The sequence below is a fragment of the Asanoa sp. NPDC050611 genome (assembly GCF_040654855.1).
GTDB lineage: Bacteria > Actinomycetota > Actinomycetes > Mycobacteriales > Micromonosporaceae > Asanoa.
The window spans coordinates 1-11,061 of record NZ_JBFAIU010000262.1 but is presented as its reverse complement, the minus strand read 5'-3'; the positions used below and the strand labels follow the sequence as shown (position 1 = coordinate 11,061).

The 11,061-nt window shown below is 73.3% G+C and carries 11 protein-coding genes; 1 reads left to right on the top strand and 10 read right to left on the bottom strand.

All coding sequences use genetic code 11. From position 1 onward, the window contains the following. Positions 1-160 precede the first annotated feature (160 nt). The 7 genes from AB0H87_RS30440 to AB0H87_RS30410 all read right to left on the bottom strand — a co-directional run bounded on the left by AB0H87_RS30440 (position 161) and on the right by AB0H87_RS30410 (position 7,515). Positions 161-601 carry an NUDIX domain-containing protein gene (locus tag AB0H87_RS30440; RefSeq protein WP_360153205.1) on the bottom strand — a complete coding sequence of 147 codons (441 nt, stop codon included), beginning with the start codon at positions 599-601 and terminating at the stop codon, positions 161-163. An 85-nt stretch (positions 602-686) separates the two neighbouring features. Beyond that, positions 687-1,424 (bottom strand): methyltransferase domain-containing protein, encoded by a 738-nt coding sequence (locus AB0H87_RS30435; protein WP_360153202.1) that lies wholly within the window; start codon positions 1,422-1,424, stop codon positions 687-689. Then, a complete protein-coding gene (locus AB0H87_RS30430) occupies positions 1,411-2,448 on the bottom strand; it encodes a LacI family DNA-binding transcriptional regulator (protein WP_360153199.1) in 1,038 nt (345 codons plus the stop codon). Before AB0H87_RS30430 ends, AB0H87_RS30435 begins: the two co-directional genes overlap by 14 nt. Positions 2,449-2,529: 81 nt before the next feature. Beyond that, the gene (locus tag AB0H87_RS30425; RefSeq protein WP_360153196.1) at positions 2,530-5,100 is read right to left on the bottom strand and encodes a DUF3376 domain-containing protein; all 2,571 of its coding nucleotides are present in this window, start codon (positions 5,098-5,100) and stop codon (positions 2,530-2,532) included. An 87-nt stretch (positions 5,101-5,187) separates the two neighbouring features. Beyond that, positions 5,188-5,556, bottom strand: coding sequence for a UBP-type zinc finger domain-containing protein (locus tag AB0H87_RS30420; protein ID WP_360153193.1), 369 nt, complete (start codon positions 5,554-5,556; stop codon positions 5,188-5,190). A gap of 32 nt (positions 5,557-5,588) precedes the next feature. After that, a complete protein-coding gene (locus AB0H87_RS30415; RefSeq protein WP_360153190.1) occupies positions 5,589-6,059 on the bottom strand; it encodes a hypothetical protein in 471 nt (156 codons plus the stop codon). Positions 6,060-6,276: 217 nt separating this feature from the next. Next, positions 6,277-7,515, bottom strand: a complete 1,239-nt coding sequence (locus tag AB0H87_RS30410; protein WP_360153187.1) for a beta-ketoacyl-[acyl-carrier-protein] synthase family protein — start codon at positions 7,513-7,515, stop codon at positions 6,277-6,279. 29 nt (positions 7,516-7,544) lie between these two features. On the opposite strand from AB0H87_RS30410, the gene AB0H87_RS30405 reads away from it, so the two are divergent. Continuing rightward, positions 7,545-8,135, top strand: coding sequence for a TetR/AcrR family transcriptional regulator C-terminal domain-containing protein (locus tag AB0H87_RS30405; RefSeq protein ID WP_360153184.1), 591 nt, complete (start codon positions 7,545-7,547; stop codon positions 8,133-8,135). Between the two features lie 125 nt (positions 8,136-8,260). Here the strand turns inward: AB0H87_RS30405 and AB0H87_RS30400 are convergent, their stop codons facing one another. The 3 genes from AB0H87_RS30400 to AB0H87_RS30390 all read right to left on the bottom strand — a co-directional run bounded on the left by AB0H87_RS30400 (position 8,261) and on the right by AB0H87_RS30390 (position 10,910). Continuing rightward, positions 8,261-9,037 carry an ABC transporter permease gene (locus AB0H87_RS30400; protein ID WP_360153181.1) on the bottom strand — a complete coding sequence of 259 codons (777 nt, stop codon included), beginning with the start codon at positions 9,035-9,037 and terminating at the stop codon, positions 8,261-8,263. Further along, positions 9,034-9,972, bottom strand: coding sequence for an ATP-binding cassette domain-containing protein (locus AB0H87_RS30395; protein WP_360153178.1), 939 nt, complete (start codon positions 9,970-9,972; stop codon positions 9,034-9,036). The genes AB0H87_RS30400 and AB0H87_RS30395 overlap by 4 nt, the downstream gene beginning before the upstream one ends. A gap of 95 nt (positions 9,973-10,067) precedes the next feature. Further along, complete coding sequence (locus tag AB0H87_RS30390) at positions 10,068-10,910, bottom strand: DUF4097 family beta strand repeat-containing protein (protein ID WP_360153175.1); 843 nt, start codon at positions 10,908-10,910, stop codon at positions 10,068-10,070. Between the last annotated feature and the right edge of the window lie 151 nt (positions 10,911-11,061).

Sequence of the window (11,061 nt, the reverse complement as noted above, 5' to 3'; positions counted from 1 at the left end):
GCATCCGGCTGCATCCGCTCGGCGACGACAACCAGGGCATCGTGCACGTGATCGGCCCACAGCTCGGCGTCACTCCGGCACGCCACCGAAGAGCCGGTGGCGGCGATCCTCACCCGCCTGTCGGCAAGGGCTTGAGCGGCGACTTGGGCCGGTCTTCGGATCAGTGCTGAATGTGGCCGCCAACCGCCACCGGGTCGACGTGGCCGGTCGACGGCAGGGTGCGTGCCAGGGCGAGGCCGATGTCGACCAACGAAGATCGGCGCAGGCCGGCCACATCAGGGATGGGAGTCCACGCCGACTCGGCGGTCTCGCCGTTGGACTCCGGGCGTAGCGTGCCACCGGTGATGCGGACCTGGTAGAAGATGCCGACGTTCTGGTGTTCCACGCCCAGCCGCGCCTCCGCCGCGGGGATCACCCTCGAATCCACGCCCAGCAGGCGTTCGACCAACCCGTCGCAGCCGGTTTCCTCCCGCAGCTCCCTGGTCACGGTGTCGAACGGGTCCTCGGCGTGCTCGACCCTGCCGCCGGGGAGGGTCCAATGCGTCTCGCCGGTCGGGGACACATAGCGGGCGAGCAACACGAGACCGCGCTCCATGCACACGGCGTAGGCCGCCAGGCGGACACTCAACGCGTACCTCCGGCGCGATGGTCAATCGGGTTGAGCGTAAGGGATCAGTGTCGGTCAGCTAGCGCTCGGCGACGAGGAGCCGGTACCCGACGTCAAGCTGGTCGAGGTCGAGCAGGTCGCGGTGGCGGTCGTGCCAGCGGCCCGAGGCGAGGTCCGCGGCGAGCCGGTCCAGCCCCGGACGCAACGTCTCGGCGTCGTGCTGGGCCAGCATCGACATGCCGGCGCGGATCGTGGGGTCCAGGTACGCGTCGGGGCGGCGCCAGTAGGCCGCGCCTACCCCGTCCACGCAGTCGTGCGGCAGCGGTACGACCGTGATCCGCGGGTTGCCCAGCAGCGCCGCCAGCCGGTCGATCGGCACGGCTCGCCGGTCCTCGAAGGCCGTCGCTTCCGGCAGGTATTCGCTCAACAGCCAGAACTCACGGGTGACGCGCTGGTCCCAGGTGAAGACCACGACCCGGCGAGCGATCCGCCGCAGTTCGGCGATTCCCCGCTCGAGGTTCTCCCAGTGATGGACGGTCAGCAGGGCCATCGCCGCGTCCACGGCGTCGTCGGCGACCGGCAACGCCTCGGCCCGCGCCCGGACCACCGGTGCCGCACCGACCGGGCGCTGCCTGATCATCACGGCGCTGGGCTCGACGGCGAGACGCGTCCACGGCGGCTCGTACGAGCCGGTGCCGGCACCCACGTTGACCACCGACCGCGCGTCGCCGAGGGCTTCGTGAACGTGGGCGGCGATGCGGTGGTCGGGTCGCCGGGTGGCCGAATAGGTCGTACCGATGTGGTCATAGATGGCCATGGGACCGGTCCTCCCGGACGGGTGGCGCGGTGCTGCCGCGGACCACCAGACGGGTGGCCAGTTCGATGCGGGTCGACTCCAGGCGCTCGCCGTTGACGATGCGCAGGAGCGTGCGGGCGGCCGCGACGCCCATCTCGTGGAGTGGCTGGCGGATCGTGGTCAGCGGCGGAGCCGTCCACTCCGCGAAGTTGAGGTCGTCGAAGCCGACCACGCTCACGTCGCCCGGGATGGTGCGGCCCGCGCGGCGGACCGCTTCGTAGACCCCCGTCGCCTGTTGGTCGCTGCCCGCGAAGATGGCCGTCGGCGGCTCGGGGAGCGCGAGCAGGGCCTCCGCGCCCCGTAAGCCGCCCGCGTGCATGAAGTTGCCGTAGCGGATCAGCGCGCGGTCCGCGACCACGCCGGCCGACTCCAGGGCCGCGCGGAAGCCCGCGATGCGGGCCCGCGTGCACTGCAAGCGTTCCGGACCCCCGATCGCGGCGATCCGGCGGTGGCCGAGGCCGGTCAGATGCTCGGCCGCCGCGTAGCCGCCGGCGAAGTTGGTCGCGCCGATGGACGCCACCTCCGGTGGTGGCTGGCTCACCCCGTCGATCACCACGATCGGGAGGCCGCGGCGGTCCAGGTCCGCCTGCTGCAGCGCCGTCAGCTCCGAGAGGACCAGGATCGCGCCCAGCGAACCCCGGGCCAGGGCCGAGTCCACCCAGCGGCGGGTCAGGGACTGGCGGTTGTGGACCGTGGAGAGGACCAGGGCATGGCCCGCCGCCTCCAGGACCTCCTCGACCCCCGACAGGATCTCCAGGCCCCACACGCTGTCCAGGTCGTTGATGACCAGGTCGACCAGGTCGCTGCCCCGACCGGCCCGGCGGACGGCCCGCGGGCGGCGGTAGCCGCGTTCCGCCAGCAGGCGCTCGATCCGGGTGCGGGTCGACGCCGACACGTCCGTGTGGCCGTTGAGGACCTTGGACACCGTGGAGATCGCGACGTTGGCTTCCTTGGCGATCTCCGCCATGGTCGGGCGCCCGGTCATCAGTTTCGAAAACCTTCGATGTGAGGGGTGTCTCGGCACCGTACACCCCTGGTCCGCGAAGCGAAACCGATGTCGAAAAACTTACGGAGCGGCGGCGGCCGGCGATGGTTCGGGCGGCTGTGCCGGGTCCGGTGCCGCCAGCGTGCGCCACGCCGCCGTCAGGAAGCCGATGATCACCGCCAGCACCAGACCGAACGCGGTCCAGCGGATCACCTGGTCGCCGCTGTGGTAGAGCGCCACGGCCGCGCCGGCCAGCGCGCCGAGCACGAACACGACCGCCGCGCAGCCTGACAACACCAGGATCAGCCGTGTACGCAGCCGCCGGGGGAGCCGGGTCGGGTCGTCGCCCAGGCCGGTCCACAACGCCGCCCGCAGCGGGCCGGTGGCCGCCCGGGCAAGGCGGTTCCCGACCGTGAGGCCACGCGGGCGTGCGGGCGACACGACCGCCTCGAGTGTGCGCTGCCAGCTGGCCCGCGGCGCCGCGCCCGAGGGCGAGAAGCCGCCGTGGGTGAGCAACCGGGTCGCTGCCCGCGCCACCCCCGTCGCCGTCGCCCGGCCCTCGTCGCCCCGCAGGAACGAGCGGACCAACGCCCGGCCGTCGCCGGTGACCCGGTGGTGCGCCGCCGCCAAGCGGGACACCAGCGCGGCGCCGTCCGGCGCGCCGGCCCGGCCGGACTCGTCGTCGAGCACCGCCATCTGCACCGCGGCGGTGCGTCGCGCGACCACCGACGGCGGCTCGTCGCGCAGGACGAGGCGGGTCAGGTGCGCGGCGGCGTCGAGGCGGCCCCACAGCCAGTCGTGCGCCCGGGCACCGTCCGCCGCGAACGCCCCGAAGTGGCCCACCCGCGTGCCGAACAGCTTGCGCTCGCCGGCGTCCCGGTAGTCGCCGAGCGCGACCAGTGGACTGTCCACATCGGGCCCGATGCGCACGAAGTCGAACGGTGGCGTGTGGGCGCGCATCGACGGCACCGCGAACGCCCGCGACAGCACCTCGGCCGCCAGCGCCCGCGAGACCACCTCGGCCGGGTCGGCGCCCAGCGACTCCGCGTACGACGACGTCGCGGAGCGGACGACCACCAGCAGGTGCTCGCGTACGCGCTGCTGTGTGAAAGCGGCGTTGATCAGGGAAGCGAGCGTCTCGTCGGACGCCGCAGGGCCCACGCCGTCGGCCAGCGTGACCGTCGCCCGGCGGACGGCGGAGTCGATCGCCAGGACCTTCGCCAGCGCCGCGCTCAGCCCGTGCGCCAGCCGCTGCGGCTCGACGAACTCCGGCGCCTGCTTGTCACCGTCGAGGTGGCGCCGCACGTCGCGCAGCATCATCGTGACCACCTGCTGTGCCGCCGACACCCCCCAGGTCCACAACGGACCGTCCAGCGCGTGGTCCAGCGGCGTGCCCGCCGGCGGCACCCACAGGTTGTGGTCGCCGAGGAGAGCGGAGACGTCGACCCGGGACGGCCGGCCCAGATCGGTCGACAGTGGACGGCGGGTCAACAGCCGCCGCACCTTCCAGACGCCGTCGACGGTACGCGCCCGCCGGTACTCCTGGATCAGCCGCGCCGCCGTGGCCCGCAGGTCCGAGCCGGCCGGCCCGTGCAACCGGTCGAAGAGCCGGTCGGCCGGCGACTCCTCCGCGACCGCCAGCCGCTCGTCGAGCTCGTCCACGTCGGTCCGGAAGTCGACCTCGCGGGGCAGGTTCAGCGACCCGGACAACACGGCGTGCAGCGGCGGGCGGAAGCCGGCGACATCGCTGGCCGGGACCACGGCGCCGTTGCCGCGCACGCCCGAGCTCGGCACGACGTAGGCGAGGATCCGCCGGTACGGCCCGTTGACCGTCCGCTGCGCCATCTCCTCGACCACCGGCCCGAACGGAGCGTTGTCCAGCACGCCGCCGTCGACCAGGAAGGTGGGCAGGTCGCGCAGCTCCGGCACGTCCGGACGCACCCGCAGGTCCGGCAGCGACAGCAGCGGCTCCTCGCTCACCGGCGCGAACGCGCCCGGCAAGCCGACCGACGCGCGCGCCGCGGTGACCAGCGCCTCACCGGCGGTGAAGTCGTTGCGGACCGTCGGGTGCGGCCCGAGGTCGGGATCGTGCACCTGGCGCTGCGCGTCGGCGACGAACCGGTAGAGCCGCCGGTGGTCCTCGTAGCCGAAGGTCTGGCCGACCGAGTCCGTGCCGCGCGGCTGCGGCCCGCCTGTCGCGGTGGCGGTGACGAACAGTGTGACCGGCTCGGCCGGGTGGCCGCCCCGGTCGGCGACCCGTTGGGCGCGCGGCCCGACGACCGAGCGGATCGTCCTGGTCAGATAGCCGCCGTCGAGCAGGCTGTCGGGCGTCTCCGCGGTGTCGTCGAGCAGCTTGCCGGTGGTCAGCGCCGCGTCCCGGATCCAGAGGTCGCGCAGCTCGCTCGGCAGCGGCTCGCCGGCGGCCACGGCGCAGGCGAGCAGCGTGCCGTTGAGGCCGCCGGCGCTCGTACCCGCGATGATGTCGACGACCACCCGGGCGTTCGCGTCGCGGCAGAGGTCGCGCCAGGGTCCCTCGGCCCGGCGCAGGCGGTCGATCTCGTGGGTGACGCCGGCCATCCAGACGGCGAGGCTGACCCCGCCGTTGAAGACCAACGCGAGGCGCAGCTCGGTCGGGTGGGTGGTGGTTGGCATCGTCGCCCGCTCCTGCTCGGTGCCGCCCGGGCTTAATCGGGCATTCCTCGCAAAATTAGCGTACGACGAGCCGTGCGCAGCGGTGTTTCAGCCGAGCAGCTCGTGCGGATAGCACCAGCGCCACGACTCGCCGACCTCGGCGGACTGGATCACCGGATGCCCGGTCTTGTGCGCGTGCTTGGTGGCGTGCCGGGGCTGTGACGAGTCACAGCAGGCCACGTGGCCGCAGGTCAGGCAGACCCGCAGGTGCACCACCGGCTCGTCGGTGGGCAGGTGGTCCTCGCAGGCGGCCGGCCGCCCGACGTCGCGGGCCGGCGCGGCGCCGAGGTGCTCACACAGCTCGGGCTGGTAGACCGGCAGCTGCCCCGAACGGACGAGCTGCCGGAACAGGCGTAACGGCTTGTCGTGCCGCTCGTCGTCCGGCTGGCCCGACCGGCCGCGATTACGCCTCAACACGATGTCACTCCCACCCGATCAACCTATCGCGGTCACTCGGCGTGCTGTGCCAGCTCAGTGGCGGCCCGCTCGAGCCGGGCGGCGAAGGTGGCCGGGTCGACCAGGTGCGCCACCAGCAGCACGCCGTGCCTGGCGGCGACATCGGCCCGCAGCGGCGGCTCGTCGGGGTCCGGCTCGTGCACACCGAGGGCTCCGGCGAGCAGCAGGAGTACGACCTGCGGGTCGACGCCGCTCTGCCACTCCCGGGCGCCGGTCACCGCGGCCTTGAGCGTCTCGCGGACGTCGTCGCTGCCGAGCCCGTCGGGGTGCCCCTCCTCGAGCGCGTGCCGCACGACGGTGCCGAGGAGCAGACCCACCTGGGCCGGGTCGTACGCGGCCAGCCGCGCGACAGCGGCGTCGAGCCCGGCGGCGTCCCGCGCTCCGGCCGCGACCACCGCGTCGTCGGCGGCGTCCGCGATCGGCCGCGCGACCGCCGGCACCGCGCTCCACCGCCGTTGTCCCACGCCAGCGACCTTACCGGTCACGCCGCTCCGAAGATCACGCCGCCGTGCGGCCCGAAGGGATCGCGACCGTCCGCCGGACCTCAGGCCGCGGTCCATGGCATCCGGGACCGCTCCGGTCAGGCCGGCGCGAAGGTCAAGCCGCTGTGTGGCCCGAGGGGATCGCGACCGGCCGTCCGGACCTCACGCCGCGGTCCGTGCGGCGTCCGGGACGGCGCCGTCAGGCCGGTGCGAAGATCACGCTGACGTTCTGGCCGCCGAAGCCGAAGGAGTTGCTCAGGACCGGGCCCGGGCGGGTCTGCCGGGTCTCGCCCGCGACCACGTCGAGCGTGACCTCCTTGTCCTTCTCCTCGAGGTTGAGGGTGCGGGGAGCCACGCCCTCGACGGCGGACAGCAGCGCGACGATGCCCTCGACCGCGCCCGCCGCACCGACCAGGTGGCCGATGTTGGACTTCGGCGCCGTCAGCAGTGTGTCGGGGCCCAGCGCCTCCGCGATCGCGGCCGACTCGCCGACGTCGCCGACCACTGTGGACGTGGCGTGGCAGTTGACGTGGACGATGTCCGCCGGGTCCAGGCCGGCGTTGGCCAGCGCCTTGCGGATCGCGCGGATCTGCCCGGCGCCCGTCGGGTCCGGGCCTGTGATGTGGAACGCGTCCGCGGTGATCCCGAAGCCGGCCAGCCGGCCCAGCACCCGGGCGCCGCGGGCGGCGGCGAAGTCGGCGCGCTCCAGCACCATCGCCCCCGCGCCCTCGCCGAGCACGAACCCGTCGCGGCCCGCGTCGAACGGACGGGACGCGGCTTCGGGGTCGTCGTTGCGGCGGCTGAGCGTGCGGGCCTGTGCGAAGCCGGCGATGGTCAGCGGGTTGATCGCCGCCTCGGCGCCGCCGGCGATGACCACGTCGGCCTCGCCGTCGCGGATCAGCCGGGCACCCATGGCGAGCGCCTCGGCGCCCGACGCGCACGCCGAGACCGGGGTGAAGACGCCGGCGCGGGCGCCGTACTCGATGCTGATCCAGGCCGCGGGGCCGTTGGGCATCAGCATCGGGACGGTCAGCGGGGAGACCTTGCCGGGGCCGCGCTCCTCGATCAGGTCGTCCTGGTCGAGCAGGGTGGTGACACCGCCGATGCCCGTGCCCATCGCGACGGCCAGGCGCTCGGGCTCGACCTCGGGCGTGCCCGCAGCGGCCCAGGCCTCGCGGGCGGCGACGAACGCCGCCTGCTCCGCGCGGTCCATGCGGCGGGCCTGCACGCGGGTCAGCGCGTCGGCGGGCGAGACCGCCATCGGAGCGGCGATCTTCGCGGGCAGGTCGGCGGCGAACGTGAAGGCCGCGACCAGGTCGTCGATCCGGCGGACCCCGGAACGGCCGGCGAGCACGCCCTGCCACAGGGCGTCGGCGTCGCCGCCGAGTGGGGTCGTCGCACCCAGGCCGGTGACGACGACGTCTGGGGTGGTGGACATGCCCTAGTTGTATCGCATACAACTTAAGGATGTCCACCGCAGTGCCGCCCAGGGTGCGCGGTCGGCGCACCCGTGCGCTGATCCTCGACCGGGCCGTCGAGCTGTTCGCCGAACGTGGGTTCGACCGGGTCAACGTGGCCGGGATCGCCGCGGCGGCGGGTGCGCACCCCAACCAGATCACGTACTACTTCGGCTCGAAGGACGCCCTGTTTGTTCACGCGGCGTTCCTGATGCTGTTGCGGGACGCCGCCCGCCTGGAGCCGATCGGCCGGCGCCAGCGCTCCCCGGAGGCGTTCAGGACGGCGCTGGCCCGCACGGCGCTCGCCCTGCCGAGCCTGCCGTCGGTGGTCGAGGCCATGTCGATCACCCGACGCCGGCCGGAGCTGCGGCCGCTCGCGGAGCAGAACCTGACGGTGCTGTTCCGGCAGGCGGAGCACTACCTGACCGCGATCCTTGCCCGCCGGGGCTGGGCGGTCGACCGTACGCCCGAAGTGGAGGCCCGCACGTTCTGGAGCGCGGTCCTCGGCGCCCGCCTGATCGCGGAATCCGGCTACCCGGGCACCTCGGCCGACGTCGACGTCGCCGGCGTCCTGACCGTGCGCGACGAGCTCAGGCCTTGACCTCACGCGCGTAGCGCGCCCAGCCGTCCGTCGAGCAGTCGGAACCCCGCGTCGACGGCGGACTCTGGAAGAGCGGGGACGCCTAGGGCCCCGACCTGGAAGGTCGGGGCCCGGAAGCGAGCGGGTCAGGCGCCGCGGGGGCGGTTGTAGAGCGCCCGCGACCAGAAGAAGCCGACCGTCGCCAGCACCGCGCACCAGCCGACCGCCCACCAGGCGCTGTCGCCGATGCCCGAGCCCATCAGTAGGCCGCGCAGGGTCTCGATGATCGGGGTGTACGGCTGGTGCTCCGCGAACCAGGCCACCCCGGCCGGCATCGAGTCCGTCGGCAGGAAGGCGCTGGAGATCAGCGGGAGGAACTGGAGGATCAGCGACAGGCTGTTGGCGCCCGCGACCGACTTGGTGAGCAGGCCGAACGCGACCGCCAGCCAGGTCAGCGCGAACGTCAGCATCGCGAAGACGCCCAGCGCCGCCAGGTATTCCAGTGGCGTCGCCGACGGCCGGAAGCCCAGCGCGAGCGCGACCCCGACGACCAGCACGACGCTGAGGATCGTGCGGACCAGGCTGCCGACCACCTGGCCGGTCAGCACCGACATGCGGGCGATCGACATCGTCCTGAGCCGGGCGATGATGCCTTCCTGCATGTCCTGGTTGACCTTGATCGCGGTCGCCGCGGTGCCGGTGCCGGCCGCCATCAGGATGATGCCGGGCGCGATGTAGTCGACGTAGCGGCCGCCGCCCTCCGGCAGGAAGTCCGCGCCCAGCGCGTCGCCGAACACGCCGACGAACAGCAGCAGGAAGAACGACGCGGTGGCGATGCCGCTGATCGTCATCATCGGGAACCGCACGGCGTGCGTGAGGTCCCGGCGGAACAGCGTCACCGAGTCGAGCATCGTGGTTGTCATCGGACGGCCTCCTTGGTGGACGGGGCGGCGGTCAGGGCGAGGAACACGTCGTCGAGGTCGGGGGTGTGCACGGCGAGCCCGTCTGGTTCGACGCGCTCGTAGGCGAGCCGGTCCAGCAGCGTGCGGAGCGACGACACACCGCCATCACCGGGTACGTCGAGGGTCAGCGCGTCGTCGTCGCGCGTACCGTCGGCGAACCGTCCCGCCGCGTGGTCCAGCCGGGCCGGGTCGCTGAACTGCAGGCGCACGTGCCCGCCCGGCACCAGCCGCTTCAGCTCGGCCGGTGTGCCCTCGGCGACCAGCACGCCGCCGTTGAGCAGCGCGATCCGGTCGGCGAGCTGGTCGGCCTCCTCGAGGTACTGGGTGGTCAGGAAGATCGTGGTGCCCGCGGCGACCAGCTCGCGGATGCTCTGCCACATCGTGTGCCGGCTGCGCGGGTCGAGGCCGGTCGTCGGCTCGTCGAGGAAGATGATCCGTGGGGTGCCGACCAGCGTCATGGCGAGGTCGAGCCGCCGGCGCATGCCGCCGGAGTACGTGGACGCCGGTCGCCCGGCCGCCTCGACCAGGTCGAAGCGCTCGAGCAGCTCGGCCACCCGCGCCCGGCCGGCCCGCTTGCCCATGTGCCGCAGGTCGGCCATGAGCTGCAGGTTCTCGCGGCCGCTGAGGATGTTGTCGACCGCGGAGAACTGGCCGGTGACGCCGATGGCGCTGCGCACGCCCTGCTGGTCCGTGGCCAGGTCGTGGCCGCCGACGACGATCCGGCCGGCGTCCGGTGCCTGCAGGGTGGTGAGGATCTCGACGGTGGTGGTCTTGCCGGCGCCGTTCGGGCCGAGCAGGGAGAACACCGACCCCTCGGCGACGTGCAGGTCGATGCCGTCGAGCACGTTGTGCCGGCCGTACGCCTTGCGCAGGCCCGACACCTCGATCGCACTCATGGTGGGCTTCCTTTCCTTGATACAAGGGCAGCGTTGGTAGCCATGGCAGCGATGCTGCCGCGGCTCGTGGTGGAGGTGAAGTGGGGGAGCGGGCGTCAGGCCCGGCTGATCGAGACGTTTCCGAAGTAGGTGCGGGCGCGGATCTCGACCTTCTCGTCGGTCTCGGCCGGGCCCGACGCGCCGTCGAGGGTGTTGCGCACCGCGCCGTTCTTGACGTCGAGGTCGAGCCAGGCGGCGGTGCCGGTCGGGATCCCGACCTCGATCGAGCCGGCGGCGGTGTCGAGCGAGACCTGGCCGCGCACGGCCGAGCGGACCCGCAGGCTGCCGTTGGCGGTCTTCAGCGTCGCGCCGCCCGCGGCCCGGCCGACCTCGATGCTGCCGTTGGCCCCGTTGGCCCGCACGGTGCCGCCGGCCTCGCCGATCAGCGTCTCGCCGCTGGAGTTCTTGACCACGGTGGTCCCGTCGACCTTGTCGAGGTGGACGCGGCCGGTGCCGGTGGTCACCTCGGCGTCGCCGGCGACCCGGTCGACCGTGACGTCGCCCGCTCCGGTGTCGAGGCGCAGCCGGCCGGTCCCGGCCAGCCGCAGCGCGCCGAAGCCGGACTTGTAGCGGGTGTCCCCGAGGGTGCCGACGACGTGCAGGTCGCCGGCGTCCGTGCTGCCGGCGAGCCGGGAGCCGGCCGGGACGGCGATCTCCACGTCGATGAGGCCGGTCTTGCCGATGAACCAGCGGGACAGGTTCTTCGGGGTGCGGACGGTGAGCCGGCCGTCGGCGTACGCGACCTGGGTCTCCTCGGCCAACTTGATCGACTTGCTGGCCGAGTTGGCGGGCCGGACCGCGACCTCGGTGGTGTCGCGGTCGCCGGCGGTGATCCGCACGTGGCCGACGATGAGGCTGATCTCGACGTCGATGGGCGTGGGCGTGGGATACGTAGGCATGGTGGGGTCCCCTCGTGAGTGTGACTAGCGGACCCAGCCGGTGAAGCGCTGGGCGTCGCCGGTGGGTGTCGGGCTGGTGCGTGGGTTGTCGACGACGAGCAGCACCGGCACCGGAATGCCGGCGAGCTCCCGCCGGCCGAGGGCGTTGAGC